Raw genomic sequence first — 24,863 nt, forward strand, 5'->3', positions numbered from 1 at the left:
GATCCTCACATGGCCGGCCGGGACCGCACACCCGACGGCTGTTGCAACTCCGGGCTGCGGTGCCGGGCGGGCTGAGGGTCCCTCCCAGGCGCCGCGGCCCGCGGGTGTCTTCGGGGCCTCTCGTTCGGATCGGAAGACCCTGGGCCCGTACCCGCCAGGTACTCTCGGCTCCGTGCCCTCCATGAACGACCTCGTACGCCAGCACACGGCCCTCGGTGACACCGACCTCGAGTGGCTGCACCTGCTGGTCTCGGAGTGGCAGCTGCTCTCCGACCTCTCCTTCGCCGACCTCGTGCTGTGGGTTCCCACGCTCGACGGCACCCGCTACGTCTCCGTGGCGCAGATGCGGCCCAACACCGGCCCCACCTCGTACCAGGACGACATGGTCGGCCACCTCGTCCCACGCGGCCGCCGCCCTCTCCTGGACGCCGCCCTCGACGAGGGCCGCATCGTCCGCGAGGGCGACCCCGAATGGCGCGAGGAGGTCCCCGTACGGGTCGAGTCCATCCCCGTACGCAGGGAGGGCCGTGTCCTGGGCGTGATCGCCCGCAACACGAACCTGCTCACGGTCCGCACCCCCTCCCGGCTCGAACTGACCTACCTCCAGTCGGCCTCCGACCTGGCCCAGATGATCGCCGCCGGGTCCTTCCCGTTCCCGGGCCAGCAGGTCGACATGGACGCGTCGCCGCGCGTCGGCGACGGCCTCATCCGGCTCGACGCCGACGGTGTCGTCCAGTACGCGTCCCCGAACGCGCTCTCCGCCTACCACCGGCTCGGCTTCTCCGCCGACCTCGTCGGGCACCACCTCGGCACGACGACGGCCGAACTCGCCCCGTCGCGCGGCCCCGTGGACGAGGCCCTCGCCAAGGTCGCCAGCGGCTGGGCTCCGCGCGAGTTCGAGATCGAGGGGGAGGAGGGGTCGATCCAGCTCCGCGCGATCCCCCTCAAGCCCAAGGGCACCCGCATCGGTTCGCTCGTCCTGCTCCGCGACGTCACCGAACTGCGCCGCCGCGAACGGGAGTTGATCACCAAGGACGCGACCATCCGGGAGATCCACCACCGGGTGAAAAACAACCTCCAGACCGTCGCGGCCCTGCTGCGCCTCCAGGCCCGCCGCATCGACTCCGACAGCGGCCGCGAGGCGCTGGAGGAAGCGGTGCGCCGCGTCGGCTCCATCGCCATCGTCCACGAGACGCTCTCCCAGAACCTCGACGAGCGCGTGGAGTTCGACGAGATCGCCGACCGGGTGCTCGCCATGGTCGCGGAGATCTCGCCCGGGGCGGTCACGGGCCGGCGCACCGGCCGGTTCGGCATCCTGGACGCCGAGGTCGCCACCCCGCTGTCGATGGTCCTCACCGAGGTTCTGCAGAACGCCCTGGAACACGGCTTCCGGCAGGGCGACACCGGCACGGTCGAGGTCTCCGCGGTGCGCGGCGGCACCACGAAGGACGCCCGCCTGCTGATCACCGTCACCGACGACGGCGTCGGCCTGCCCGAGGGCTTCGACCCGAAGCGCGCCGGCAACCTGGGCCTGCAGATCGTACGCACCCTGGTCGAGGGCGAGTTGAGCGGATCGTTCGACATGGTCCCGGCGCCCGGTCGCGGCACCCGGGTCGTCCTCGACATCCCGGTGACCGCGGACAAGTAGCCGGTCCGGCGTCGGAGGGCGTCGGGCCGATACGTCGACAAAGCCGCAAACACCGGATCGACGCACCCGCAAACGCCAGTGAGCCCCGGACCCTTGGGTCCGGGGCTCACTGTTCGCGTTGCCCGGGTCTACATCCCGGGCGGAGCCTGGGTGGAGCTTCGGGGGTACTGCGCGCTGCGGCTCGGGGGCGGGAGTTGCGTACTCGCTGTACGCGCCGCCGGGCTCAGGCTCGTGGGGGGCGTGAACGTCAGGCGCTGGCCTGGCGAGCACGGTTGCGGGCGGCGCGACGCTTCATTGCGCGGCGCTCGTCCTCGCTGAGGCCACCCCAGACGCCGGAGTCCTGGCCGGACTCGAGCGCCCACTGCAGGCACTGCTCCATGACGGGGCAGCGGCGGCAGACGGCCTTGGCTTCCTCGATCTGCAGCAGCGCAGGACCGGTGTTGCCGATGGGGAAGAAGAGCTCCGGGTCTTCCTCGCGGCAAACGGCGTTGTGACGCCAGTCCATGGCTGCTACCTCTCCTTGGTATTACGTGCGGGTTGCTTGTGAATGTGAACGCTTTCACGAATCCCCCGACAACGGAAGGGACTTCCGTCACATCTGCGACGATGTCCTATGTGTTGAGGAGGGGGTTCGGGCTCTCTGCGGGGCCGATGTTGCGGGCCGTCCCGAGCGCCATGTAGAGATTCGCAAACCTCGGCGGCGGATACAACCCCTTCAGGAAAGTTTTTTTTGATTCCTCGGTGTCGGCTAGGTCACAGCCGTACTTCCATGGGGTGGATCCTGGCCCAAACGTTCGAGATAAAGGACTTTGGGCTCTTCCACTCACACAATCACACGCAGTGCACGGCGTACGCCTGTGAACGTCACGCTCGTTCGCAGCCCCAGGTGGTCACCGTCCATCTGGAGGGGCAGGGGGACCTTCGATTGCAAGGTGAAGTCGGTCAGGTCGTGCAGGGTGACGGCGTTCTTCCCGTGGGGTCCCCGGTCGGGCGTCGAGGTGAGCAGCTGGGTGCCGTAACGGGCCACCGAAGGGGCGGACAATTTCTTGAGTCCGAGCACGTCAAGGCCGGTGTCGAAGGACGCCTGAGGGGACGCGTAGAGCGGCCTGTTCCCCAGATATGACCATGGGGAGGTATTGCAGACTATGGACAGGACCAGATCGGTGACGGGGTCCTCACCCGGCCGGTCCAGTGTGATCCCGCCGTGTCGCCGGTCGTGCTCGCCGAGGAACTGGCGTACGACCTGACGCAAATAGAGCGCGTGTGTGGAACGCTTCCCGCGCTCGCGTTGCTGTTCGACCCGGCCGATGACGCCTCCGTCGAAGCCGAGACCGGCACAGAACGTGAACCACCGGGACGGGACGGCCTCGTCCTCCGTGCCCGGCGTGCCGGCCGCGAGACCCAGGCCCACCGTGCGCTCCCGGCCCTCGCGCAGGGCGTCGAGCAGGGCGCCCGTCGCCTCCACCGCGTCGTTCGGCAGGCCGAGGGCGCGCGCGAAGACATTCGTGGAGCCGCCGGGGACGACTGCGAGGAGAGGGAGGCGGTCCAGGTCGGGGCCGTGGTGCAGCAGGCCGTTCACGACCTCGTTGACCGTGCCGTCGCCGCCGAGGGCCACGACCAGGTCGATGTCCTTGCTCTCCGCTGCCTGCCGGCCGAGGTCCCGGGCGTGCCCGCGGTACTCCGTGGTGATGGCCTCGAGCTTCATCTCGCTCGCGAGCGCGTGGATCAGCACGTCACGCGTGCGCGCACTGGTGGTGGTTGCCGCCGGATTGACCACGAGAAGTGCACGCATGGGTTGCAGGGTACCTACCCGGTAGTACTCGGCCCAGACCGAGGTAGGAGTCGGGTAAGAAACCAGGGGTCCCGCCGGCCCCACCCGGGGCGGCCGGGAGGCAACCGCCGAGGGCACGAGGGCTACCCTGCTCGGGTGACCTCTGAGCAGAACCCCAGCCCCGATGCCGCCGCGACCACCGACGACGGGCCGCGCCCCGGGCGGCTGACCGCGGCCGCCGCGCTGGCCGGGCTCGAGGGGGCCGCCCTGCTCGTCGGCGGTGTCTACATGCTCGTCATGGGCCTCGCGGGTCACCCCGACGACCCCGAGCAGGCCGTGACCGGAGGTGTCACGCTCGCCGTCCTCGCGCTGCTGCCACTGATCGCGGCGCGCGGCCTGCTGAAGCGGCGCGGCTGGAGCCGGGGACCCGCGATCATCACGCAGATCCTGGCGCTCCCGGTCGCCTACACACTGCTCCAGGCCGACAGCGTGATGATCCCCGGCGGGATCGCGCTCGCCGTCGTCGCGGTGACGGCCCTGGTGCTCCTGGTGAACCCGGCCACCACCCGGGCGCTCGGCATCAGGACCCCGGGCGCCCCCGGCGACGTACAGGACCAGAAGTAGCCGGCCAGAACCTGAAGTAGTCCGGCCTGAACCAGAAGCAGGCGGTCCGCACGCCTTGGATCTCACTCCTCGACGAGGAGCTTCTCCCTCAGCTGGGCCAGGGTGCGGGCCAGCAGGCGGGAGACGTGCATCTGGGAGATGCCGACCTCCTGCGCGATCTGCGACTGCGTCATGTTCCCGAAGAAGCGCAGGAGCAGGATCCGCTTCTCGCGCGGCGGCAGATCCTCCAGGAGCGGCTTGAGGGACTCGCGGTACTCGACGCCCTCCAGGGCCTCGTCCTCGGATCCCAGGGTGTCCGCGACGGCCGGTGACTCATCGTCCGTGTCGGGGACGTCCAGGGACAGCGTGGAGTACGCGTTGGCCGACTCCAGGCCCTCCAGGACCTCCTCCTCCGAGATCGCCAGCTTCTCGGCGAGCTCGTGGACCGTGGGGGAGCGGCCGTGCAGCTGGGACAGCTCGGCCGTCGCCGTCGTCAGCGCGAGACGCAGCTCCTGAAGCCGCCGCGGGACGCGCACGGCCCAGCCCTTGTCGCGGAAGTGCCGCTTGATCTCTCCGACGACCGTCGGCGTCGCGTACGTGGAGAACTCCACGCCGCGCTCCGGGTCGAAGCGGTCCACCGACTTGATCAGGCCGATCGTGGCGACCTGGGTCAGGTCGTCGAGCGGCTCGCCGCGGTTGCGGAAGCGGCGGGCCAGGTGCTCGACGAGCGGCAGGTGCATGCGGACCAGCTGATTGCGCAGGTTCGCGTACTCCGGGCTGCCGTCCTTCAGGGTGCGCAGCTCGATGAACATCAGCCGTGCGCCGCTGCGGTCCCGCGGATCGTGGGTGCGCTGCTGGTCACCGTGTCGCTCGTGCTCGCTCATCCATCCCGCCCGTCGCGCGTCCGGTCCTGCAGAGATCTTCTCTCCGCCGGCCGGCTCTGCCTGCTCCGACGCATCGGCCACCGCCGACGGACCCGGCCGTTCGAGGCCCGCGGGGTCCGCGGGGTCCTCGGGGTGTGGCCGGGCCTGCTGTTCGGGGATGCCGCCGGCAAGCCGCCGCATCCCCTCCCCGCCGTCGGCCGGGAGGTCCTGTGTGCCGTGCTTCTCGTCCCGCACCGGCCCGTCCCCGTTCGTCACGCCGGCCCGGGACCCGCGCCGCGCTGTTTGTAGAGGCTGATCGAGACGGTCTTGTCGTCGGCGACCGTGGAGTCCACCTTGCCCGCGAGGGCCGACAGCACCGTCCAGGCGAAGGTGTCGCGCTCCGGGGCGCGGCCGTCGGTGGTGGGCGCCGAGACCGTCACCTCCAGCGAGTCGTCGACGAGCCGGAAGATGCAGCTGAGTACCGAGCCGGGCACGGCCTGCTGGAGCAGGATCGCGCACGCCTCGTCGACCGCGATGCGGAGGTCCTCGATCTCGTCGAGGGTGAAGTCCAAACGCGCCGCGAGGCCGGCCGTGGCCGTCCGCAGCACCGACAGGTAGGCACCCGCAGCCGGCAGCCGGACTTCTACGAAGTCCTGATTCCCGGGCTCGCCTGCGATCTGGGACACCCTCACCTCCATGGTGGTACAAGCACTTTCGGGCTCCGGAGGGTACGTCCCCCGGGTGACGCGCTATGTGTTCAGCGGTGACGCTACCGCGCGCCCAAGTCTTCTGTCCCGGGGACCCCCGGCCCGTTGGTGTCACTCATAGTAAGCCTATGAGTACGGACAGTGGCTAGAGGGTGTGCGGGCTCAATTGGAAAGAGCGGGCGCCGGGTTGACGTACCCAGGCCTTGCCCGGTCGAACCGCAAACCGGAGCGGTCCTCAGACGAGCAGGTTGTCCACGAAACACCAGCGCCAGCTCTCGCCGGGCTCGAACGTCCGGATCACCGAGTGGCCCGACGCCTTGAAGTGCTGCGTCGCGTGCTTGAGGGGCGAGGAGTCGCAGCAGCCCACATGCCCGCATTCCAGACAGAGCCGCAGTTGCACGGGGTGGCTGCCGGCCGCGAGGCACTCCAGGCAGGTGTCGCTGAGGGGCGCGGGCTCGGGGTGCGGCAGCGCGTCGACGTGCGGGCACTCGTTCATGATGGCCAGGTTACGACGGGCGGCGGCATGGCGGACGGCGGAGGGACGGGCTGATGGACGTATTGCCCCTGGTGGGACTGATCGCGGCGAGTGCGGCGGTCGCGGGGGCGGCGCGCCGGACCCCGGTGCCCGCACCGCTGCTGCTCGTGGCGGTGGGGCTCGTGGCGTCGTACCTGCCCGGGGTGCCGCAGTACACGCTCGACCCGCACATCGTGCTGCCGCTCATCCTGCCGCCGCTGCTGCACACCGCGGCCCTGGACAGCTCGTACCTCGACCTGCGGGCCAACGTCAGGCCGGTCGCGCTGCTCTCCGTCGGGTACGTGCTGTTCGCGACCGTCGCCGTCGGCTGGCTCGCGTACGAGCTGATCCCCGACCTGCCGCTGACGGCCGCGCTCGTCCTAGGCGCCGTGATCGCCCCGCCGGACGCGGTGGCCGCGACCGCCATCGCGCGCAAGGTGGGGCTGCCCGCGCGGATCACGACGATCCTCCAGGGCGAGTCCCTCGTGAACGACGCCACCGCGATCACCGCCTACAAGGTGGCGCTGGCCGCCGCGGTCGGGGAGGGCGCGAGCTGGGCGGGCGGGATCAGGGAGTTCCTGGTGGCGGCGGTCGGCGGGGTCGGTGTGGGCCTGGTCCTGATGGTGCCGCTGCACTGGCTGCGCACGCACCTGAAGGAAGCGGTCCTCCAGAACACGCTCTCCCTGCTCATCCCGTTCGTCGCCTACGCGGCCGCCGAGCAGGTCGGTGCCTCCGGAGTGCTCGCCGTGGTCACGGTCGCCCTGTACCTGGGGCACCGCTCCTGGCAGGTCGACTTCGAGACGCGCCTGCAGGAGGCCGCCGTGTGGAGGGTGGTCGCCTTCATCCTGGAGTCGGCGGTCTTCGCGCTCATCGGACTCCAGTTGCCCTTCGTCCTGAAGGACCTCGGCGAGTACAGCGTCGCGGAGGCCCTCGGGTACGCCGTCGCGGTCTTCGTCCTCGTCGTGGTGATGCGGTTCGTGTGGTCGTATCCGGCGACCTATCTGCCCTGGTGTCTGTCGAAGCGGATCAGGGAGCGCGAGCGGGACAGCGACTGGCGGCGGCCGCTCATCGTGAGCTGGGCCGGGATGCGCGGCGTCGTGTCGCTGGCGATCGCCTTCTCGATCCCGCTGTTCCTCGACGACGGGAGTCCCTTCCCGGCCCGCAACCTGGTCCTCTTCCTGACGTTCACGACCGTCATCGGCACCCTCGTCGTGCAGGGGCTCTCGCTGCCCTGGCTGATCAGGATCCTGAAGCTGCCGGGACGCGATGCGCAGGCCGAGACGCTCGCCGAGGCGCAGGCGCAGAACGCCGCCTCACAGGCCGCCGAGGAGCGCGTGGACGCGCTGATGGAGGACGAGCGCAACTGTCTGCCCGAGCCGCTGGAGGACCGGCTGCGGACCGTGCTGGAGCGCCGCCGCAACTCCGTGTGGGAGCGGCTCGGCCACGCCAACCCGGTGACGGGGGAGTCCGCCGACGACACCTACCGCAGGCTCACGCGGGAGGCCATCGCGGCCGAGCGCGAGGTCTTCGTACGGATGCGGGACGAGCGGCGGATCGACGACGAGATGATGCGCACGCTGCTGCGCAAGCTCGACCTGGAGGAGGCTACCGCCTACCGGGAGGTCGACGACTGACCGTCCGCTACGGGGAGGGCGGTCCCGTGACGACGGCCATGAGCTGCGTGCCCGGCGCGAACGCGCCCTCCTCGGTGAGGGTGAGCAGGCCGAACAGCAGCTTGGCCACGTAGAGGCGCTCCAGCGGCAGGCCGTGGCGCTGTTCGAAGTCCTCGGCGAAAGCGAGGAGGGCGGGGGTGGTGCGGCCGTAGCCGCCGCAGTGGAAGCGCTCGTCCAGGGACCAGTCGCCCTGCCGCCCGCCGAACGCGGCCTCCTGGAGGGCGCGTATCTCGTCGCCGAGGAAGCCGCCCTTGAGGACGGGTATGCCGAGCGCCCGCTGCCCCTCGCCGAGCCCGGCGGCGAGACCGGCGAGCGTGCCGCCGGTGCCGCAGGCGACGCCCACCACGTCGGCGGCGCCCCGCAGTTCCCGCCCGAGCGCCGCGCAGCCGCGCACGGCCTCGGCGTTGCTGCCGCCCTCGGGGACGACGTAGGGCGTCTCCCACGGCCCGCCGGGCGGCGCCACCTCGCGCAGGATGCGGGCGAGCGTGGCCGGATCCCGCTTCTCCCGGTACGTCGTCCGGTCGACGAAGTGGAGACGCATGCCGTCGTCCGCGCAGCGCGCGAGCGAGGCGTTCAGAGGCTGTCCGGCCAGTTCCTGGCCCCTGACGACGCCGATGGTCCGCAGGCCGAGGAGCCGGCCCGCGGCGGCCGTGGCGCGCAGGTGGTTGGAGTACGCGCCGCCGAACGTGAGCAGCGTGCCGTGGCCCGCGGTGGTCGCCGCTTCGAGGTTGGGCGCCAGCTTGCGCCACTTGTTGCCGGGCAGGTCGGGGTGGATGAGGTCGTCGCGCTTGACCAGGAGCCGCACCCCGTGACGGTGGAACCGGTCGTCGGCGACCGGCTCCACCGGCGAGGGCAGCCGGGGGTGCAGGAGCGGGCGGGGGTGCGCAGTCACCCACTCATTGTGCAAGCGGTCAGCCGCGGGCCGCTGCGGGAGGGCGGCTACTTGAGCCGGTCGCGGATGCGCCCCCGCATCGAGGCCATCGTGAAGCCGCGCGGGTCGACCTTGCCCGGCTGCCACTCCAGGTGGCCGATCACCGACCGCTCCGTCCAGCCGTGCCGGCGGCACAGCGCGGCCGCCGCCCGCTCGATCGCCTCCAGCTGTACGGCGGGCCAGGGGTCCTTGCCGTCGCCGAGGTTCTCGCACTCGAAGCCGTAGAAGTGGCGGTTGCCGTCGGTGTTCGCCTCGTTGTCGTGGGGTAGTGCCTTCTCCGCGATGACCGCCCGCAGCACGTCGTCGTCCCCGAGACCCGCGTGGTTGGCACGGCCGTAGCCGACGAGGTGGACGCGGCCGTCCTTCGTGATGACGCCGTGGCACAGCGGGCCCGGCAGGTCCGCGTGCCCGTTCCTGCACAGGTCGACGGTCTGCTTGCTGCCCGTCGTCACGGTGTGGTGGATCATCACGCCGTGCACCGGGCCCCAGGGTCCCTTGTGGTTGCGGTTGTGGTGTCTCCAGTCGCCGACCTCGACCACCGTCAGGCCTTCACGCTTGAGGGCGTCCAGGAAACTGCTCGCGGACATGGGTGGGGACATGGCCGCCTCCTTCGCGGGTGCGACGGAAGCGGTGCGCGTCCGTCTCGTACGCCGCTTGTACCCGAACCGGCCCACCGGAACTACTTGTTCGCATCGCGTGCGAGCCGTTCCGGTCATCGCGAGCCGATTCGGCCAGGGAGGCGTACGGGCGCCCGGCCGTGAGGAGGCGGGGTGGTCTCAGCTCCGCAGGAAGCCGTCCCCGTGTTCCACGATGTGATTCTCCAGGGCTCCGAGGGCGGCCTGCGTCGCCTCGGGGGTGCCGGTGCCCTTGCGCTCCGCGTAGTACGCGGCGCCCAGCTTCTTCAGGAGGTCGCCGCCCGCCCGCTGCGCCTGCACCTCGTCCAGCTTCTGCTTGCCCTGCGTGAGCCCGCGCTGCGCCTGTTCCTTGGCGCGGTCCAGGAAGCCTGTCATTGCCGTCTCCCGTCATCAGTGCCTCGGTGTACCGGTTGAACGCCCGCCGGGATCTTGAAGTTCCGCCGCGCGGAAGTTCCCTACCCGGAAAACGGGCATCGTGCCCCGTCCACTCCCATCCAACCCCGCTCGTTTGTGTAATGGCGCCGCCACGATGCGTGGTGGAAGTCTTGTCGCCGCAGGTCAGTTCTTGATCGGGAGGCAAAGCCCATGTCGGTAGGCGAAGAAGTCCGCACGGAGCAGGCCGGACCGCAGCAGAGTCTCGGCACATCCGCCGCGCGGAATCTGGCCACCACCACCAAGTCCGCGCCACAGATGCAGGAGATCAGCTCCAGGTGGCTGCTGCGGATGCTCCCCTGGGTGAATGTGCAGGGCGGCACGTACCGGGTGAACCGGCGGCTCAGCTACTCGGTCGGTGACGGACGCGTGACGTTCGTCAAGACCGGAGACCAGGTGCGGGTCATCCCCGCGGAGCTCGGCGAACTGCCGGTGCTGCGGGACTACGGGGACCAGGAGGTGCTCGAAGAACTCGCGGTGCGGTGCCGGCAGCGGGAGTACGCGCCGGGCGAGCTGCTCGCCTCCTTCGGCAGCTCCGCGGACGAGGTGTTCCTCCTCGCCCACGGCAGGGTCGAGAAGGTCGGGACGGGCCCCTACGGGGACGACGCGGTCCTCGGGGTCCTCGCCGACGGCGCGTACTTCGGCGAGCAGGCGCTGATCGACCCGGACGCCATCTGGGAGTACACGGCGCGCGCCGTGACCGCGTGCACGGTGCTCACGCTGCCGCGCCAGGACCTGGAACAGGTCGCGGAGCGTTCCGAGAGCCTCGCCGACCACCTGGGGGCGCTGCGGACCATCCCCGCGCAGCGGACGAACAAGTTCGGCGAGAAGCAGATCGACCTCTCCGCGGGCCACGTCGGTGAGGCGGTGCTCCCGGGCACGTACGTCGACTACGACTCGGCGCCGCGTGAGTACGAGCTGAGCGTCGCCCAGACCGTCCTGCGCATCCACTCGCGCGTGGCGGACCTCTACAACCAGCCGATGAACCAGACGGAGCATCAGCTCCGGCTCACCGTCGAGGCGTTGAAGGAGCGCCAGGAGCACGAACTCATCAACAACCGGGAGTTCGGCCTGCTCAACAACTGCGAGTACGAGCAGCGGCTCCAGCCGCACGACGGCGTGCCCGGCCCGGACGACATGGACGAGCTGCTCAGCCGCCGCCGGGGCTCGAAGCTGTTCCTCGCCCACCCGCGTGCCATCGCCGCGTTCGGGCGCGAGTGCAACAGGCGCGGGCTCGTCCCGGAGTCCATCGACGTAGGGGGCAACCGGATCCCGACCTGGCGCGGGGTGCCGATCTTCCCGAGCAACAAGATCCCCGTGTCCGACGCGCGCACGACGTCGATCATCTGCATGCGTACCGGCGAGGAGGAGCAGGGCGTCATCGGCCTCCAGCAGGCGGGCATCCCGGACGAGATCGAGCCCAGCCTGTCCGTGCGGTTCATGGGCATCAGCGAGCAGGCGATCATCTCCTACCTGGTGACGACGTACTACTCGGCGGCGGTGCTCGTGCCGGACGCGCTCGGCGTCCTGGAGAACGTCGAGATCGGCAGGTGGCGTTGAAGCTCGTGACGCAGACGAAGCAGTCCATAGTGCCGCAGCAGCAGGGGGAGCCGGGCGGACAGGACGCGGAGGTGGCCGCGGACGGCCAGGAAGCGGCGGTGATCCTGGCGCAGACCAGGGCGCAGGTGGACCCGGAGCTGCGCAGGGCCGTGGAGACCCTGCCCGGATCGCTGCGCCGCATCGCGCGCTACCACTTCGGGTGGGAGCACGCGGACGGCACCGTGGACGAGGGGCACGCGGGCAAGGCCATCAGGCCGGCGCTGGTCCTCGCCGCGGTGCGGGCGCTGGGGGGCGCTCCGGAGCTCGCGGTGCGGGCGGCGGCGGCCGTGGAACTCGTCCACAACTTCACGCTCCTGCACGACGACGTCATGGACCGGGACACCACGCGCAGGCACCGGCCGACCGCGTGGACCGTCTTCGGGGACGCCGACGCGATCCTGGCGGGCGACGCGCTCCAGGCGCTCGCGCAGCGGCTGCTCGCCGAGGATCCGCACCCGGCGGCCCGGGAGGCGGCGGCCCGGATCGCGGCCTGTGTGGTGGAGCTGTGCGAGGGCCAGGTCGCCGATGTCGCCCTGGAGAGGCGCGAACCGGACCAGGTCACGCTGGACGAGTGCCTCGTGATGGCGGAGGCGAAGACGGGCGCGCTGCTCGGCTGCGCCTGCGCGGTCGGAGGGTTGTACGCGGGGGCCGGTCAGGAGGAGGTCGCGGCCCTCGACGGGTTCGGCCGGGAGGCCGGGCTCGCGTTCCAGCTGATCGACGACGTCATCGGGATCTGGGGGGATCCGGCCCGTACGGGCAAGGCGGCGGGCGCCGATCTGGCGGTACGCAAGAAGTCGCTGCCGGTGGTGGCGGCGCTGGCCTCGGGCACGCCCGAAGCCGGTGAACTGGCCGCGCTCTACGGGGTGGTGGGACCGGACGACGGCCCGCCGAAGGAGGGGGAGCTGGAGGCCATGGCGCTGGTCGTCGAGCGCGCCGGGGGGCGCGACTGGGCGCAGCTGCACGCGGCCGACCGGATGTCCCGGGCGGTGCACCAGCTGTCCCGGGCGGTCCCGGCGCCGGAGGCCGCGGGCGGACTGCTGTCGCTCGCCGAGTTCGTCACCAGGCGCAGCCACTAGGGGGAAACGCCATCAGGGGAGGGGAGTTGAAGTGATCTGCGGGCTCCGCGCTCCGGGAGGAGTGCGGGGCCCGCACGCGCGTACGGAACCCATCGCCTAGGCTGCAGCGGGCCGGTGTGTGGCGGCCGACCGGCGCAGGGACACGGCCCGTCGAGGCGGGCCGCGAGGTGAGGGGGCGGGGGCCATGGGCGTGGCGATCCGGAGGGCCACGGAACACGACCGGGCGGACCTTGTGCGGCTGCTCGACGAGGCGTTCATGGACGACCCGGTGAGCGGCTGGGTCTTCCCCGGCCTGGCGCACCGCCGCCGCAGGCACGCCGCTCTCATGGCGGCCTTCATCGACATCTCGCTGAGCGAGGGATATGTCGACATCACCGAGGACGGCGCCGCGGCCGCGCTCTGGCTGTCGATACCGGCTCAGCCGGGCGGGCCTGCCGGCCCGGACGAGGGCGATGGCGATGGCGATGACGACGGGCCCGCGCAGCTGCGCGCCGCCGTGGACCCGGACAACGAACGGGTCGAGGAGATCGGCCGGTTGACCTCGGGGGCACACCCGCGCGAGCGTGCGCACGAATACCTGTGGATGATCGCCGTGGACCCGGCGCGGCAGGGTCAGGGCCTCGGTACGGCGCTGATGGCGCCCGTCCTCGACCGCTGCGACCGCGAGGGCGTGGCGGCGTATCTGGAGGCGAGCAGCGCCCGTAGCCGTGAGCTGTACGAGCGGCTCGGCTTCGCGTGCACCGGCAGTGGGATCGCGCTGCCGGACGGGCCGACGATGTGGCCCATGTGGCGTAACCCGCAAGGGAGTTGAGCCATCGCCGCAGGGGCGGGTGCGTCTACTCCTGCGGCACGATCGTGCGGACGATCCGGTCCATGAGGCCCTCGGGGACGCTCACGCCGGGCACGGCGCCGTCGAGCATCCCCGGCATCGTCAGGTGTTCCAGGATGAGTCCCAGGGTGGCGAGGTAGAGGACGGTCACCGTCTCCGCGCCGCCGGGAAGCCCGGACCCGGTGTGGAACGAGATGCCGAAGTCCAGGTCGCCGCGGAGCGATTTCATGAGGGACGCGCGCAGTTCGGGCCGGCGTCCCGCCTCCAGGCGCATCTCCATCATGGCCAGATAGCCGGTGCGGTCGCGCTGCGCGCGGCCCAGCAGATCGTGCATGAACGCCGCGACGAGATCGCGGTCGCGCGGTCGCTCGAGCAGTTCGGCGACCACCGCCGGGTCCGGCGCCAGCCGCTCGTGGAGCCATGCGTCGATCTGGTGCAGCAGGTCGTCCCGGCTCGTGAAGTAGTTCGACGAGGTGCCCGTGGGGACGCCCGCTGCCGCGTCCACCGCGCGGAAGGTCAGGCCACGCGCGCCCTCGGCCGCGAGCACCTCCACCGCGGCGTTCACCAGGGCCACCCTGCGCTCTGCGTTCCGTGCCATCTGTGCGCTCCTTCTGACCGGAGATCCGGGAGTCCCGCCGGACCGGAATCCCGAAACCTCTTGCAACCACTACAAGTGAAGCACTATAACTGTAGTTGTTCGAGCGGCCACGGCACCGAGGTCCGTGCGACGGCCCACCCGAACACCCCTGTCATCTGCGGAAAGAGACCCACTTGCGAAAGCTCACGTACTTCGTCGCCGTGTCGATCGACGGTTTCATCGGAGGTCCCGACGGGGACGCGAACGCCTTCATGCCCTTCGTGGACGAGGAGTTCCTCGGGTTCCTCACGGCCGAGTATCCCGAGACCATCTCGGCCGAAGGCCGTCGGATCCTCGGCCTTCAGCACCTGGTCAACAAGCGGTTCGACACCGTCATCCAGGGCCGGGCCAGCTATCAGATCGGTCTCGACGTCGGCCTGACCAGCCCGTACGGGCACATGCGCGAGTACGTGGCGGCGCGCTCGATCGAGAAGTCCCCCGACCCGAACGTGGAGATCGTCGCCGATGACGTCGTCGGGAAGATCCGCGAACTCAAGGCGGAAGACAGCGAGTTCGGCATCTGGCTGTGCGGCGGCGCGACGCTCGCCGGTCTGCTCGCCGACGAGGTGGACGAGCTGGTGATCAAGACGTATCCGCTGGTCTTCGGTTCGGGCATGCCGATGTTCGGCTCCGGATTCGCGATCGGCGAGTTCGCCCTGGAGGAGAACCGGACGTTCGGCAACGGCGTGATCGTGCGGACGTACAGCAGGAAGAGGCCAGGGCTCCCCGGCTAGAACTTTTCCGGGCCCGGGTGATCGGCTCGTAGGTTGTCGTGCATGACCGAACTCCTGCACATCACCGAGCGTTCCCTGTGGGACGCGGCCCGTGCGGCCGGCGCCTACGAGATGTCCACACGCGGCAAGACCCTCGCCGAGGAGGGCTTCATCCACTGCTCGCTGGCGCACCAGCTGCGGGGTGTCGCCGACTTCCTGTACGGCACGTACGAAGGGCCAGACGAGATCGTGGTCCTGGTCATCGACAGCGAGCGGGTGCAGGCACCGATCAGGTTCGAGGCGCCGGAGCCGGGCGCCGACGAATTCCCGCACATCTACGGGCCGTTGCCGGTGGACGCCGTCACCGAGGTGCGGGACTGGGGCGGCGGCCGGGTCCGCTAAAGTCCCCTCGGTTCGCCCGTCAATCGGACGGGCGTTCGGATCTGGGGCGGCTCGCCCCGGACGGGACGGGCCGGTGTGAGCCGGCCGAGGGGGTTCGGTGCGCGTACGGCGAGGGGGCGGCCTCTTAGGGGTCGCGGCGGCGGTATCGGTGTTCCTGCTGGTGGGGTGCGACGGTTCGCCGTCCGGGGGGCAGCGGACCGCGGACGGCGTCCCGATCGTCCGTGAGGCGAAGGATCTGCCCGAACTTCCCCTGCATCGCTACGAGTTCACTGCCGATGACGACAACGCGTACCGGACGCTCCATCGTGCCCAGGCACTCCTCGCCCAGCGGTGCATGCGGGACTTCGGCTTCGCCGACTTCCCGCGCGACCCGAAGAGTCCGGGTTCAGGCGCGGTCGCTCTGGTGGCCGTGTCCCAGGATGTCGCGGGGCAGTTCGACCTGGAGAAGGCGCGGCGCTGGGGGTACGGCTGGGACCCGAAGCGAGCCGTCCCGGTCGAGCCCGCGGGACGCCGTATGACGACCGAGGAGTCGTACGTCTACCGGGGGCACCGCATCGGCGGGCAGCCGACCATCCGCGGCAGGCGCGTCCCCGAGCAGGGCTGCCTGGGCCGCGCGGACGAGCGCCTCTACCGCGGTGTGCGGGACTTGCGCCGCACCTGGGCGTACGTCCCGCGGCGGGGGGCCGTCCTGCAGCAGGCGGCGATGAGGGACAAGCGCATGCGGCGGGTGCTCAAGGCCTGGTCGCAGTGCGTCGTGGACAAGGGGTTCAAGCGGTACGGCGCCCCCGACGACGCCTTCCGCGACAAGGCGTGGAAGCGCGACAACGGCGGCAACACGTCGCGTTCGCGTCGCGAGCGGGGCACGGCCGTCGCCGACATCGAGTGCAAGCGCGAGCACAACACGGCCGGGGTGTGGTGGTCCGTGCTGTCCGAGGCGCAGCGGGCCGACATCGCGCGCCACAGGTCCGCCTACGAGTCGGCGCGGCGGGGCCAGGAGACGGTGCGGGACAACGTGCGCGAGGTGCTCGCCACTGAGTAATGGGACTGCAGTTCCCTTAAGGTGCTCCGCCCTGCTACGTTTGGCGTGCCTTAACGGGAATGTAGAACCATTTAAGGAGTCCTCATGTCGGCGTCCACGCAGACCGCCCCCGCCCCGGCCGTCGCACCACCCCCGCGCATGACCGCCCGTCAGAAGCTCGTCCTCACCCTCCTCCTCGGCGCCCAGTTCATGATCGCCGTGGACTTCTCGATCCTGAACGTGGCGCTGCCCGTCGTCGGTGAGGGGCTCGGCTTCTCGCTCTCCCATCTCCAGTGGATCGCCACGGCGTTCGCGCTCGCCGCCGCCGGTTTCACGCTCCTCTTCGGCCGCGTCGCCGACCTCGTGGGCCGCAAGCGGCTGTTCCTCGCCGGCATGGCCGTCCTGGGCGCCTCCTCCCTCCTGGGCGGCCTCGCCACCTCGCCCGAAGTCCTGCTCGTGGCACGGGTGTTGCAGGGACTCGCGACCGCGGCCGTGACCCCGGCCGGGCTCGCCCTGTTGACCACCGCCTTCAAGGAGGGGCCGCTGCGCGAACGCGCCCTCGGCCTCAACGGCGCCCTGATGTCCGCCGGCTTCACCGCGGGCGCCATCCTCGGCGGACTCCTCACCGACCTGCTCTCCTGGCGCTGGGCGTTCTTCGTCAACGTCCCCGTCGCCGCTCTCGTCCTCGTCCTCGCCCCGTCCGTCATCACCGACTCGCGCCCCGACCACCGCCCGCGCCTCGACATCCCCGGCGCCGCGACCGTCACCGGCGGACTCCTGCTCCTGGTCTACGGGCTCACGCAGGCCGGCGAGACCGGCTGGGGCGCCCCCACGACCCTGGCCGCACTGCTCGCGGGCGCCGCGCTCCTCGTCGCCTTCCGGTTCGTCGAGAAGCGGGCCGCCGCGCCCCTCGTCCCGCTCCACATCCTGCGGCGGCGCACCGTGATCTGGGGCAACGCGGCCGGACTCATCGCCTTCGTCACCGAGACGTCCCTCGTCTTCCTGCTCACGCTCTACCTCCAGGAAGTCCTCGGCTACTCGCCGCTCGCCACGGGGCTCGCCTTCGGCGTCCTCGGGCTCGGCACCGTGATCGGCGGCACGCTCGGCGGCCGCGCCGTCGGACGCCTCGGCAACCGGACCACGATCGTCGTCGGCGGCGCCGTCCAGGCCGTCGCGACGCTCGCCCTGGTGGCCCTCGGCACGTCGGGGGCCTGGATCTGGCTGCTCCTCGCGGCCACGTTCGTCGGCGGAGTCGGCAACATGCTGGTGATCGTCGGCTTCATGGTGACGGCCACGTCCGGACTGCCCGACGAGGAGCAGGGCCTCGCCACCGGCCTCGCGACCATGACGCAGCAGGTCGGCATCACCCTCGGCATCCCGGTCATGAGCGCGATCGCCACGGCCCGCATGGGCGGGGCGACCGGTCCGCACGCGGTCCTGTCCGGAGTCTCCACGGCCGTACTCGTCAACTCCCTTCTGGTGGCCGCCGGTTCGGTACTGGCCGCACTGTTCCTCGCGCCCCGGCGAGCGCGTGACAGGGCGGACGGCTGAACCCCCTGCATGATGGGGCCATGCCCGATGACACGGAGAACGCGACGGAGAACACAGCCGCAGCACCGGCCCTCCCGGTGGCCGTCGACCAGGGCGCGCTCCTCGCCCTCGCCGACGGCCACCACGCCCGTGCGGTACGCCCGTTGGGCAGCGGGGAGCGCGCCGGTCATGTCGTCAAGACGTACGCCGTCGAGGCGCCGGGGCGCGTGGTGACGGAGCGGGACGCCGCCGCCGTCATGCCGCTCGTCGACGCCCACCTGGCGCTCGGCGCCGCCCGGGGCTCGCTCGGCCTCGCCGTGGTCCTGCTGCACGCCGGGGGAGACGGCGACTACGTCCTCGTCCACACCTGGATCGAGGGCCACATGTCCGACCTCGCGGTCTTCACCGGACCGGCAGGACGCCCGGAACTGCTGCGGCCCGGACGCACCGGCCTCGCCCCCTGCGTCTGGGAGGCGGCCGTGCTCGCCCACGAGCGCACCGCCTTCACCCGCCACGTCCTCGACGGCGAAGGCCCCCTCGTGGACCGCCTCGCCGCCTGGTCCGCGGACGTCACCGAAGAGGACGCCCGGTGACCGGCGCCCAGGCGAGCGTGCGCCGCGCCCGCCCCGGCGACCTGCCCGAAGTGGCCCGACTCGCCGCGGAACACGCCGCGTTCGAGAAGGCGGACCCGCCGCCCCCCGGCCTCGCCGACCGGCTGCACGCACTCCTGTTCGCCGCCGCCACGCCCCGCCTGCGCTGCCTGGTCGCCGAACGCGTGGACGCCACGCTCGTCGGCTACGCCACCTGCGAGCCCGCGATCTCCACCTGGGACGGGTACGAATACCTGCACATGGACTGCCTGTACCTGCGCCCCGGCCACCGAGGGCTCGGCCTCGGACCGCTCCTCATGAACGCCGTGGCGGCCGAGGCCCGAGCCCTCGGGATCGCCGAGATCCAGTGGCAGACGCCCGTCTGGAACGACGGCGCGATCCGCTTCTACCGGCGCCTGGGAGCACGGTCGAAGGACAAACTCCGCTTCACCGGGCCCGCGTCACCGTCAGACCCGGTCGGCCAGTAGCCCCCGCAGCGAGTCCGCCATCGCCGCCACGAACGCATCCCGCGTGCCCGCGTCGACCAGGTCCAGGGACAGATACGGATTGAGGTCCTCCAGCTCGACCAGGAGCAGCTCACCCTCCGGCGTGCGGCACGCGTCCACACGCTGGATGCCGTGGCCGATGGTGTTCCAGTCGACGAACTTCTGCGCGAACTCCCGGTCCGCGACGGTGGGTTCGTACGGTTCGAGGACCCAGCGCTCGTCCGGCCGGGGCGCGTACAGGGCGTACTGGAGAGTGCGGTCGACGAAGTAGAACGACACCTCGTACCGGAAGCGGATCCGCGGCTGGACGAGGATGCCGTCGAACTCCAGGCCGGGCAGCGCCTCGCGGCCGACGAACTCAAGGCCGATGGAGTCGGCGCCGAGCAGCGGCTTGACCACGTACTCGTCCGCCGCGGGCAGCAGATGCAGATCGGCCGCGCGGGCGACCGTCGGGATGACGGGATACCCGGCCGCGGTCAGGTCGAGCAGGTACCCCTTGCCCGCCATGTCCGCCTTCCCGGACAGCGCGTTGAAGACCCGCACCCCGCGCGCGAGAGCCTGCTCGCGGAACGCGTCGTACGCGGCCTGGTAGTGCAGCACGGGCCCGCTGTTGCGCACGACGACCGCATCGAAGCCGTCCATCAGCGCGACGGCGTCCAGCGGATGGCACAGCGCCACGTCGAACTCCTCGCGCAGCCGCGCCGAGAGAGCTATGTCCTCGTCGCAGTACCGACGGCCACGGGCCGGATACGCGAGATCGGTGACGTAGAGGAGGCGGGGGCGGGAGGAGTCCATCCACCGACGGTATCCGGAGGCCCCGGGAACGCCGACAGCACCCGGCTCCGCGCGGATGCCGGGCGCTGTCTGCGCTGTCGGTGCTTCGGGGCTGCCGCATTGCTTCGGGGCCGGCGGAACAGGTGACGTGAAGGCGCCAGGCCTTCTTCGTCGACGCAGCGCATTTGGTTACGGGCGATACCGTATCGAATGAGTGGATGGCGTTATCTTGTGTTGATGGCCGCTGATGCTCCTCACCAAAACGCCGCCTCGCGTGCGACCGACCGCCCGGGGGACACGTCCCCCTTCGCTCTCGGCCTGCTGCTGCGCCGGGCGCACTGGCGCGCGGCCGCGGTGATGACCGAGGCGCTGAGGCCGCTCGGCATCGAGCTGAGGCATTTCGCCGTGCTGGTCGAGCTGGTCAACCATGGGCCCACGGTGCAGCGGGATCTGGCGGCTGCGACGGGGTCGGACAAGGCCGGAATCATGCGGGTCGTGGACGACCTGGAGCGCAAGGGACTGGCCGTGCGCAAGGCCGTTCCGGGGGACCGGCGGGCGCGGGCGGTGGAGATCACGCCTCAGGGACTCGAACTCTTCGACGCGGCCCATACGGCGGCGGAACCGCTGGCCGAGCGCCTGGTCGTCGAACTGGGGCCCGGCGAGTCCGCGCAGCTGACGGATCTGCTGACCCGGATCACCTATCCCGAGGGCGGGAACGCGTAGGCACTACCGCGGTGCTGCGGCCGGCCCGGTGTCACAGCGCCGCCCGCACTGTCGGAGGTTGCAGGCACTGAGGGGGCCGTGAGGCGTCGGTGCGCACCGGTGCCCGAGGCGGGTCATCACGCGGCGCCCAAGGCGGGGAATCGACGGTGCCCAAGGCAGGGAATCAAAGGTCGGGGATTCAGGCGCGACGATAGTTGCACTTGAGATGGTATCGATTGATACTAGTAAGTGAAGGCGATCCCGTAGGACAGAAGGCAGAAGGAGGAGGGTGACCATGGACGCCTATGAGGCGGTCACGAGTCGACGGGCGGTGCGTGGATTCACCGACCGGCCCGTCCCGAGGCACGTGCTGGAGCGCGTGCTGTCCGCCGCGGCCTGGACGCCGTCCGGTTCGAACCTCCAGCCGTGGCACGCCTTTGTGGTGACGGGCGCGCCGTTGGCCGAGCTGAAGAAGCGCGCCGGCGAGCGCCTGGCCGCAGGTGACCCCTGGGACGAGCCGGAGTACGAGATGTACCCGCCCGTGCTGGCGTCCCCCTATCGCGAGCGCCGGTTCGCGTTCGGCGAGCAGCGTTACGGGGCACTCGGTATTCCGCGCGAGGACGTGGAGGCGCGCCAGCGGGCGGCTGCCGCGAACTGGGACTGCTTCGGTGCGCCCGCCGCCTTGTTCTGCTACATCGACCGCGACCTGGGGCGGCCTCAATGGTCCGACGTCGGGATGTACCTGCAGACCGTCATGGTGCTGCTTCGCGCTGAAGGGCTGCACAGCTGCCCGCAGATGGCATGGGCGAAGTTCCACCGGACCGTTGCGGAGGTCCTGTCACCCCCGGACGAGCTCATGCTCTTCTGCGGCATGTCGATCGGCTTCGAGGACGTCACGGTGAGTGACGCCCGTACGGGCCGGGCGCCGCTCGAAGAGACGGTCACCTTCGTCGACGGTCTGTGACGCCGTCCGCCTCCTCGAGCCATCCACCTCCTCACCTCCTCAAGCCATCCACCTCCTACCTCCTCACCTCCTCAATGGGTCGAGGCGCTCAGTGGGCCAAGGCGCCGTTTCTTGCTGCGCCCATATATGCCTTCATGTGCCACATTGCGGACGTACTCCCCACGAAAGGCAAGCCATGAAGATCGCAGTCATCGGCGGTACCGGCCTGATCGGTTCGCAGGTCGTCGAGAACCTGAACGCCGCCGGGCACGAGGCGGTACCGCACTCGAAGTCCAGCGGAGTCGACGTCATCAGCGGCCAGGGGCTGGAAGAGGCAGTGGCGGGGGCCGACGTCGTCGTCAACCTGACGAATTCCCCGACCTTCGACGAAGCGTCCCCGGCCTTCTTCCAGGCCTCGATGGACAACCTCCTCGCCGCGGCCCGGAAGGGCGGCGTCGGCCACTTCGTCATCCTGTCCATTGTCGGTGTGGACCAGGTGCCGGAGCTGGACTACTACCGGGCCAAGGTGCTCCAGGAGAAGCTCCTCGTGGACGGGCCGGTTCCCTACTCGATCGTCCGGGCGACGCAGTTCATGGAGTTCATGGATGCCACGATGTCGTGGACGACCGACGGCGACACCGTTCGGTTGCCCGCCACACCGATCCAGCCGATCGCCGCCAAGGACGTGGCCGAGGAGGTGGCACAGGTCGCCGCCGGTGCCCCGCTGAACGGCATCCGCAACATCGGCGGCCCCGATGTCTTCACCCTGGACGAGCTGGGCCGCGTCACCGTGTCCCGCAAGGGCGACGGTCGCACCGTCGTCACCGACCCCACCGCCGGTATGTTCGCCGAGGTCAAGGGGGACGTCCTCACCGACAAGAACGCTCACCTGGCCCCGACCCGCTACACCGACTGGCTCTCCTGACCCACTCGCGGCGGTCCCTCGACTGCCTTCGCCGGAAGGCGCCTTCGCCCATCCGTGGCCCGCGCAAAAAAAGACCGCACCCGGACCGTCATGGACGCCGTTCTCGGCGTCCTGCGCGGTCCGGGTGCGGACCAGGAGACACTGCGACCCAGGAGACACTGCAACCTAAGGAATCGCAGGTCAGAGGGCTTGATCAAAAGATCAGGCCTTCTTCGTCTCCCAGAAGATCTTGTCGATCTCGGCGATGAGGTCCAGAGCCTTCTGGCCCGTCGCCGGGTCGCTCGACGCCTTGGCGGCCGAGAGGGCCTTCAGGGTGTCGTTGACCAGCTGGCTCAGCTGGGGGTACTTCTCGAAGTGCGGGGGCTTGAAGTAGTCGCTCCAGAGCACCGAAACGTGGTGCTTGGCGAGCTCGGCGCGCTGCTCCTTGATGATGATGGCGCGCGTCTGGAACTGTGCGTCGTCGTTGGCGGCCATCTTGTCCTGGACGGCCTTGACCGACTCGGCCTCGATGCGGGCCTGGGCCGGGTCGTACACGCCGCAGGGCAGGTCGCAGTGCGCGCTGGCCTTCACCTTGGGGGCGAACAGGCGGGAAAGCATGTAGCTGTCCTTCCTCGTGATCGTCTTCTCAGGTGGGACATTACTCCGTGGCGGAGGGGTTTTCTCGGGTGCCCCCATGGGCTTAGGGCAAAAGTCCAGGGTGGGACCGGGACTGATGGAGGATGGGACCGGAGGTCCGGCGGGCGGAACCGGGGAGGATGTCTGATGCCTGAGGCGGCAATGGAGACGCGGGAGGCCAGGGTGCCGTTTCAAATCATCGAGGTGGACGGGCCGTCGATGGTGCCCACGCTGTATCCCGGCGACTGGATGCTCGTGCAGCACGGCGCCCGGGTACGGCCGGGGGACGTGGTCATCCTGCGGCACCCCTTCCAGCAGGATCTGCTCGTGGTGAAGCGGATCTCCGGGCGGCGGGAAGGGGGTTGGTGGGTGCTCGGCGACAACCCCGACGCCGGCGGCGACAGCGAGGTCTACGGCGCGGTGCCCGACGACCTCGTCCTCGCCAAGGTGCGCGGGCGCCTGCGCCGCCGCAAGCCGTGGGTGGAGGGCGAGCGTCAGCGGTCCGTGGCGGCCGTGGCCTCGTGGGCGCTCTCGGCGCTGCGCCCCGTGCTGTCCGACCGGTCCGCCTCGGCGCGCTTGCGGGCGCGGTAGGCCGCCACGTTCGCCCGGGTCGCGCAGCGGTCCGAGCAGTAGCGCCGGGAGCGGTTCGTCGACGTGTCCAGATAGGCGTTGCGGCACGGCGACGCCTCGCACAGGCCGAGGCGGTCCACGCCGTACTCCGTGAGGTGGAAGGCGAGGCCCATCGCGGCGATCGCCGCGTATCCCGCTGTCGCGTTCGACGGGTGGTCCGCGAGGTGCATGTGCCACAACGGGCGGTCGTCGTCGTCCCGGTGGTCGTGCCCGGAGATCTGCGGGCTCACCGGGAACTCCAGGAGGAGCGAGTTCAGCAGGTCGACCGCGAGCGTCTCGTCGCCGCCGTCCGCCGCCTCGAAGACCGAGCGCAGTCGCGCGCGTACGCCGCGGAAGCGTGTCAGGTCGGCGTCCGCCGCGCGCCGGGCCGCCGACTGGTTCGCGCCGAAGAGGTCGCGCACCGCCTCGACCGTGGTCAGGGAGTCCTTGCCGCGCCCCGGCTCCTCGCTGTTGACCAGACGCACGGCGTAGTCCGAGTAATAGGCCAGTTCCACTTGTAGTCCTTACCGGGGCGGTCTATCTTCTTCAGTGACGGGAGTAATAGCTGCTCTTGATTAGAGGGTATTACGTACGGGAGGGTTCTCGATGACGGGATCTACGGAAACCACCACGGTCACGGCCGACTGGCGCGCCTGGCAGGACAGCTGGGACCGGCAGCAGGAGTGGTACATGCCCGACCGCGAGGAGCGGCTGCGGGTCATGCTCGACATGGTGGAGGCCTTCGCCGGGCCCACGCCCCGCGTGCTCGACCTCGCGTGCGGTACGGGAAGTATTACGGACCGGCTCCTGAAGAGGTTCCCCGCAGCCACCAGTGTCGGCGTCGACCTCGACCCCGCGCTTCTCGCCATCGCCGAGGGCACCTTCGCGGACGACGACCGCGTCACCTTCGTGAGCGCCGACCTCAAGGACCCGCACTGGGCCGCGCGGCTGCCGCACACCTCGTACGACGCCGTCCTCACCGCCACCGCCCTGCACTGGCTGCACAACGAACCGCTCGCCACCCTCTATGGACAGATCGCCGGCCTCGTCCGCGACGGCGGGGTCTTCATGAACGCCGACCACATGATCGACGACACCACGCCGCGGATCAACGCCGCCGAACGCGCCCACCGCCACGCGCAGATGGACCGCGCCAAGGCGGCCGGCGCGCTCGACTGGGCCGAGTGGTGGGCCCTCGCCGCCAAGGACCCGGTGCTCGCCGGGCCCACCGCGAAGCGCTTCGAGATCTACGGGGAGCACGCGGACGGCGAGACCCCGTCGGCCGACTGGCACGCACGCACCCTGCGCGCCGCCGGGTTCGCCGAGGCCCGCCCCGTGTGGCGCTCGCCCTCGGACGCGCTGGTGCTCGCGGTCAAGTAGCCCCGCGCATCCGGGCATACGGGCATACGGGCATACGGGAGGGGGCGGTGCGGACATGGTGTCCGTACCGCCCCCTCCTTGTGCGTACGCGGGGCTACAGGACCTTCGACAGGAAGGACTGTGTGCGTTCGTGCTGCGGGTTTGTCAGGACGTCGCGCGGGTTGCCCGATTCGACGACGACACCGCCGTCCATGAAGACGAGGCTGTCGCCGACCTCGCGTGCGAAGCCCATCTCGTG

General features: G+C 70.6%; 29 protein-coding genes and 1 pseudogene. 17 read left to right on the forward strand and 13 right to left on the reverse strand.

What is annotated here, in order from left to right:
- Positions 1 to 181 precede the first annotated feature (181 nt).
- Entirely contained in the window at positions 182 to 1,648 is a 1,467-nt protein-coding gene (locus ACIPWY_RS39280) for a PAS domain-containing sensor histidine kinase (protein ID WP_362904001.1), read from the forward strand.
- Positions 1,649 to 1,895: 247 nt separating this feature from the next.
- Here the strand turns inward: ACIPWY_RS39280 and ACIPWY_RS39285 are convergent, their stop codons facing one another.
- Both ACIPWY_RS39285 and ACIPWY_RS39290 read right to left on the reverse strand, forming a co-directional pair.
- The gene (locus ACIPWY_RS39285) at positions 1,896 to 2,153 is read right to left on the reverse strand and encodes a WhiB family transcriptional regulator (RefSeq protein ID WP_016639615.1); all 258 of its coding nucleotides are present in this window, start codon (positions 2,151 to 2,153) and stop codon (positions 1,896 to 1,898) included.
- Between the two features lie 318 nt (positions 2,154 to 2,471).
- Positions 2,472 to 3,440 carry a diacylglycerol kinase family protein gene (locus tag ACIPWY_RS39290; protein ID WP_362903912.1) on the reverse strand — a complete coding sequence of 323 codons (969 nt, stop codon included), beginning with the start codon at positions 3,438 to 3,440 and terminating at the stop codon, positions 2,472 to 2,474.
- A gap of 135 nt (positions 3,441 to 3,575) precedes the next feature.
- On the opposite strand from ACIPWY_RS39290, the gene ACIPWY_RS39295 reads away from it, so the two are divergent.
- The gene (locus ACIPWY_RS39295) at positions 3,576 to 4,043 is read left to right on the forward strand and encodes a hypothetical protein (RefSeq protein ID WP_362903914.1); all 468 of its coding nucleotides are present in this window, start codon (positions 3,576 to 3,578) and stop codon (positions 4,041 to 4,043) included.
- Between the two features lie 62 nt (positions 4,044 to 4,105).
- Here the strand turns inward: ACIPWY_RS39295 and ACIPWY_RS39300 are convergent, their stop codons facing one another.
- The 3 genes from ACIPWY_RS39300 to ACIPWY_RS39310 form a co-directional block, all read right to left on the reverse strand.
- Positions 4,106 to 5,161 (reverse strand): RNA polymerase sigma factor SigF, encoded by a 1,056-nt coding sequence (locus ACIPWY_RS39300; RefSeq protein WP_362903916.1) that lies wholly within the window; start codon positions 5,159 to 5,161, stop codon positions 4,106 to 4,108.
- Positions 5,158 to 5,571 carry an anti-sigma regulatory factor gene (locus ACIPWY_RS39305; protein ID WP_362903918.1) on the reverse strand — a complete coding sequence of 138 codons (414 nt, stop codon included), beginning with the start codon at positions 5,569 to 5,571 and terminating at the stop codon, positions 5,158 to 5,160. The genes ACIPWY_RS39300 and ACIPWY_RS39305 overlap by 4 nt, the downstream gene beginning before the upstream one ends.
- 256 nt (positions 5,572 to 5,827) lie before the next feature.
- Positions 5,828 to 6,088 carry a UBP-type zinc finger domain-containing protein gene (locus ACIPWY_RS39310; RefSeq protein WP_362903920.1) on the reverse strand — a complete coding sequence of 87 codons (261 nt, stop codon included), beginning with the start codon at positions 6,086 to 6,088 and terminating at the stop codon, positions 5,828 to 5,830.
- A gap of 53 nt (positions 6,089 to 6,141) precedes the next feature.
- Between ACIPWY_RS39310 and ACIPWY_RS39315 the strand changes: the two genes are divergently transcribed.
- Positions 6,142 to 7,740: a Na+/H+ antiporter gene (locus ACIPWY_RS39315; RefSeq protein WP_362903921.1), complete on the forward strand. Its 1,599-nt coding sequence runs from the start codon at positions 6,142 to 6,144 to the stop codon at positions 7,738 to 7,740.
- A 7-nt stretch (positions 7,741 to 7,747) separates the two neighbouring features.
- On the opposite strand, the gene ACIPWY_RS39320 is transcribed toward ACIPWY_RS39315, so the two are convergent.
- The 3 genes from ACIPWY_RS39320 to ACIPWY_RS39330 all read right to left on the reverse strand — a co-directional run bounded on the left by ACIPWY_RS39320 (position 7,748) and on the right by ACIPWY_RS39330 (position 9,720).
- Positions 7,748 to 8,671: a pyridoxal-phosphate dependent enzyme gene (locus ACIPWY_RS39320; RefSeq protein WP_362903923.1), complete on the reverse strand. Its 924-nt coding sequence runs from the start codon at positions 8,669 to 8,671 to the stop codon at positions 7,748 to 7,750.
- Positions 8,672 to 8,718: 47 nt separating this feature from the next.
- Positions 8,719 to 9,309, reverse strand: a complete 591-nt coding sequence (locus tag ACIPWY_RS39325; protein ID WP_362903925.1) for an N-acetylmuramoyl-L-alanine amidase — start codon at positions 9,307 to 9,309, stop codon at positions 8,719 to 8,721.
- Between the two features lie 177 nt (positions 9,310 to 9,486).
- A complete protein-coding gene (locus ACIPWY_RS39330) occupies positions 9,487 to 9,720 on the reverse strand; it encodes a hypothetical protein (RefSeq protein WP_362903926.1) in 234 nt (77 codons plus the stop codon).
- A 210-nt stretch (positions 9,721 to 9,930) separates the two neighbouring features.
- Here ACIPWY_RS39330 and ACIPWY_RS39335 point away from each other — a divergent pair, with 210 nt between their 5' ends.
- From ACIPWY_RS39335 to ACIPWY_RS39345, 3 genes are all read left to right on the forward strand, one after another.
- Entirely contained in the window at positions 9,931 to 11,337 is a 1,407-nt protein-coding gene (locus tag ACIPWY_RS39335; RefSeq protein WP_362903928.1) for a family 2B encapsulin nanocompartment shell protein, read from the forward strand.
- A gap of 29 nt (positions 11,338 to 11,366) precedes the next feature.
- On the forward strand, positions 11,367 to 12,452 hold the full coding sequence (locus ACIPWY_RS39340) for a family 2 encapsulin nanocompartment cargo protein polyprenyl transferase (protein WP_383887079.1): 1,086 nt from the start codon (positions 11,367 to 11,369) through the stop codon (positions 12,450 to 12,452).
- A 184-nt stretch (positions 12,453 to 12,636) separates the two neighbouring features.
- Entirely contained in the window at positions 12,637 to 13,263 is a 627-nt protein-coding gene (locus ACIPWY_RS39345) for a GNAT family N-acetyltransferase (protein ID WP_401536970.1), read from the forward strand.
- Between the two features lie 25 nt (positions 13,264 to 13,288).
- Here the strand turns inward: ACIPWY_RS39345 and ACIPWY_RS39350 are convergent, their stop codons facing one another.
- Positions 13,289 to 13,879 carry a TetR family transcriptional regulator gene (locus tag ACIPWY_RS39350; protein WP_362903932.1) on the reverse strand — a complete coding sequence of 197 codons (591 nt, stop codon included), beginning with the start codon at positions 13,877 to 13,879 and terminating at the stop codon, positions 13,289 to 13,291.
- 173 nt (positions 13,880 to 14,052) lie between these two features.
- On the opposite strand from ACIPWY_RS39350, the gene ACIPWY_RS39355 reads away from it, so the two are divergent.
- The 6 genes from ACIPWY_RS39355 (at position 14,053) to ACIPWY_RS39380 (ending at position 18,659) form a co-directional block, all read left to right on the forward strand.
- Positions 14,053 to 14,652: a dihydrofolate reductase family protein gene (locus ACIPWY_RS39355; protein WP_401536972.1), complete on the forward strand. Its 600-nt coding sequence runs from the start codon at positions 14,053 to 14,055 to the stop codon at positions 14,650 to 14,652.
- A 42-nt stretch (positions 14,653 to 14,694) separates the two neighbouring features.
- Entirely contained in the window at positions 14,695 to 15,033 is a 339-nt protein-coding gene (locus ACIPWY_RS39360; protein WP_401536974.1) for a DUF952 domain-containing protein, read from the forward strand.
- A 97-nt stretch (positions 15,034 to 15,130) separates the two neighbouring features.
- The gene (locus ACIPWY_RS39365; RefSeq protein WP_401536976.1) at positions 15,131 to 16,072 is read left to right on the forward strand and encodes a hypothetical protein; all 942 of its coding nucleotides are present in this window, start codon (positions 15,131 to 15,133) and stop codon (positions 16,070 to 16,072) included.
- Between the two features lie 84 nt (positions 16,073 to 16,156).
- A complete protein-coding gene (locus ACIPWY_RS39370; RefSeq protein WP_393705836.1) occupies positions 16,157 to 17,602 on the forward strand; it encodes an MFS transporter in 1,446 nt (481 codons plus the stop codon).
- 20 nt (positions 17,603 to 17,622) lie between these two features.
- Positions 17,623 to 18,174, forward strand: coding sequence for a hypothetical protein (locus ACIPWY_RS39375; RefSeq protein WP_362903942.1), 552 nt, complete (start codon positions 17,623 to 17,625; stop codon positions 18,172 to 18,174).
- Positions 18,171 to 18,659 (forward strand): GNAT family N-acetyltransferase, encoded by a 489-nt coding sequence (locus ACIPWY_RS39380; RefSeq protein WP_393705837.1) that lies wholly within the window; start codon positions 18,171 to 18,173, stop codon positions 18,657 to 18,659. The genes ACIPWY_RS39375 and ACIPWY_RS39380 overlap by 4 nt, the downstream gene beginning before the upstream one ends.
- Here the strand turns inward: ACIPWY_RS39380 and ACIPWY_RS39385 are convergent.
- Entirely contained in the window at positions 18,639 to 19,472 is an 834-nt protein-coding gene (locus ACIPWY_RS39385) for a hypothetical protein (protein WP_401536978.1), read from the reverse strand. The two genes, ACIPWY_RS39380 and ACIPWY_RS39385, sit on opposite strands and share 21 nt — an antisense overlap.
- Before the next feature lie 216 nt (positions 19,473 to 19,688).
- On the opposite strand from ACIPWY_RS39385, the gene ACIPWY_RS39390 reads away from it, so the two are divergent.
- The 3 genes from ACIPWY_RS39390 (at position 19,689) to ACIPWY_RS39400 (ending at position 22,021) form a co-directional block, all read left to right on the forward strand.
- A complete protein-coding gene (locus ACIPWY_RS39390) occupies positions 19,689 to 20,174 on the forward strand; it encodes a MarR family winged helix-turn-helix transcriptional regulator (protein WP_362903948.1) in 486 nt (161 codons plus the stop codon).
- 274 nt (positions 20,175 to 20,448) lie between these two features.
- A complete protein-coding gene (locus tag ACIPWY_RS39395) occupies positions 20,449 to 21,117 on the forward strand; it encodes a nitroreductase (RefSeq protein WP_362903950.1) in 669 nt (222 codons plus the stop codon).
- Positions 21,118 to 21,292: 175 nt separating this feature from the next.
- Positions 21,293 to 22,021, forward strand: a complete 729-nt coding sequence (locus ACIPWY_RS39400; protein ID WP_362903952.1) for an NAD(P)H-binding protein — start codon at positions 21,293 to 21,295, stop codon at positions 22,019 to 22,021.
- Positions 22,022 to 22,222: 201 nt separating this feature from the next.
- On the opposite strand, the gene sodN is transcribed toward ACIPWY_RS39400, so the two are convergent.
- Positions 22,223 to 22,618, reverse strand: coding sequence for a superoxide dismutase, Ni (gene sodN, locus ACIPWY_RS39405; RefSeq protein ID WP_362903954.1), 396 nt, complete (start codon positions 22,616 to 22,618; stop codon positions 22,223 to 22,225).
- A gap of 165 nt (positions 22,619 to 22,783) precedes the next feature.
- Between sodN and sodX the strand changes: the two genes are divergently transcribed.
- Entirely contained in the window at positions 22,784 to 23,227 is a 444-nt protein-coding gene (gene sodX / locus ACIPWY_RS39410; protein ID WP_393705839.1) for a nickel-type superoxide dismutase maturation protease, read from the forward strand.
- On the opposite strand, the gene ACIPWY_RS39415 is transcribed toward sodX, so the two are convergent.
- Positions 23,131 to 23,760 carry a CGNR zinc finger domain-containing protein gene (locus ACIPWY_RS39415; RefSeq protein WP_362903958.1) on the reverse strand — a complete coding sequence of 210 codons (630 nt, stop codon included), beginning with the start codon at positions 23,758 to 23,760 and terminating at the stop codon, positions 23,131 to 23,133. The genes sodX and ACIPWY_RS39415 overlap by 97 nt on opposite strands.
- A gap of 91 nt (positions 23,761 to 23,851) precedes the next feature.
- On the opposite strand from ACIPWY_RS39415, the gene ACIPWY_RS39420 reads away from it, so the two are divergent.
- Positions 23,852 to 24,625, forward strand: coding sequence for a class I SAM-dependent methyltransferase (locus ACIPWY_RS39420; RefSeq protein WP_362903960.1), 774 nt, complete (start codon positions 23,852 to 23,854; stop codon positions 24,623 to 24,625).
- Between the two features lie 94 nt (positions 24,626 to 24,719).
- On the opposite strand, the pseudogene ACIPWY_RS39425 reads toward ACIPWY_RS39420, so the two are convergent.
- A pseudogene (locus tag ACIPWY_RS39425) lies at positions 24,720 to 24,863 on the reverse strand (ectoine/hydroxyectoine ABC transporter ATP-binding protein EhuA); the annotation flags it as partial.

Origin of the sequence: Streptomyces sp. NPDC090032 (genome assembly GCF_044748025.1) — a bacterium.
Lineage (GTDB): Bacteria > Actinomycetota > Actinomycetes > Streptomycetales > Streptomycetaceae > Streptomyces.

Bases quoted from the DNA above. Each gene is read 5' to 3' on its own strand.
- ACIPWY_RS39280 (WP_362904001.1), top strand. From the start codon at position 182: ATGAACGACCTCGTACGCCAGCACACGGCCCTCGGTGACACCGACCTC.
- ACIPWY_RS39285 (WP_016639615.1), bottom strand. From the start codon at position 2,153: ATGGACTGGCGTCACAACGCCGTTTGCCGCGAGGAAGACCCGGAGCTC.
- ACIPWY_RS39290 (WP_362903912.1), bottom strand. From the start codon at position 3,440: ATGCGTGCACTTCTCGTGGTCAATCCGGCGGCAACCACCACCAGTGCG.
- ACIPWY_RS39310 (WP_362903920.1), bottom strand. From the start codon at position 6,088: ATGAACGAGTGCCCGCACGTCGACGCGCTGCCGCACCCCGAGCCCGCG.
- ACIPWY_RS39315 (WP_362903921.1), top strand. From the start codon at position 6,142: ATGGACGTATTGCCCCTGGTGGGACTGATCGCGGCGAGTGCGGCGGTC.
- ACIPWY_RS39325 (WP_362903925.1), bottom strand. From the start codon at position 9,309: ATGTCCCCACCCATGTCCGCGAGCAGTTTCCTGGACGCCCTCAAGCGT.
- ACIPWY_RS39330 (WP_362903926.1), bottom strand. From the start codon at position 9,720: ATGACAGGCTTCCTGGACCGCGCCAAGGAACAGGCGCAGCGCGGGCTC.
- ACIPWY_RS39335 (WP_362903928.1), top strand. From the start codon at position 9,931: ATGTCGGTAGGCGAAGAAGTCCGCACGGAGCAGGCCGGACCGCAGCAG.
- ACIPWY_RS39345 (WP_401536970.1), top strand. From the start codon at position 12,637: ATGGGCGTGGCGATCCGGAGGGCCACGGAACACGACCGGGCGGACCTT.
- ACIPWY_RS39350 (WP_362903932.1), bottom strand. From the start codon at position 13,879: ATGGCACGGAACGCAGAGCGCAGGGTGGCCCTGGTGAACGCCGCGGTG.
- ACIPWY_RS39360 (WP_401536974.1), top strand. From the start codon at position 14,695: ATGACCGAACTCCTGCACATCACCGAGCGTTCCCTGTGGGACGCGGCC.
- ACIPWY_RS39370 (WP_393705836.1), top strand. From the start codon at position 16,157: ATGTCGGCGTCCACGCAGACCGCCCCCGCCCCGGCCGTCGCACCACCC.
- ACIPWY_RS39375 (WP_362903942.1), top strand. From the start codon at position 17,623: ATGCCCGATGACACGGAGAACGCGACGGAGAACACAGCCGCAGCACCG.
- ACIPWY_RS39385 (WP_401536978.1), bottom strand. From the start codon at position 19,472: ATGGACTCCTCCCGCCCCCGCCTCCTCTACGTCACCGATCTCGCGTAT.
- ACIPWY_RS39390 (WP_362903948.1), top strand. From the start codon at position 19,689: ATGGCCGCTGATGCTCCTCACCAAAACGCCGCCTCGCGTGCGACCGAC.
- ACIPWY_RS39395 (WP_362903950.1), top strand. From the start codon at position 20,449: ATGGACGCCTATGAGGCGGTCACGAGTCGACGGGCGGTGCGTGGATTC.
- ACIPWY_RS39400 (WP_362903952.1), top strand. From the start codon at position 21,293: ATGAAGATCGCAGTCATCGGCGGTACCGGCCTGATCGGTTCGCAGGTC.
- sodN (WP_362903954.1), bottom strand. From the start codon at position 22,618: ATGCTTTCCCGCCTGTTCGCCCCCAAGGTGAAGGCCAGCGCGCACTGC.
- sodX (WP_393705839.1), top strand. From the start codon at position 22,784: ATGCCTGAGGCGGCAATGGAGACGCGGGAGGCCAGGGTGCCGTTTCAA.
- ACIPWY_RS39420 (WP_362903960.1), top strand. From the start codon at position 23,852: ATGACGGGATCTACGGAAACCACCACGGTCACGGCCGACTGGCGCGCC.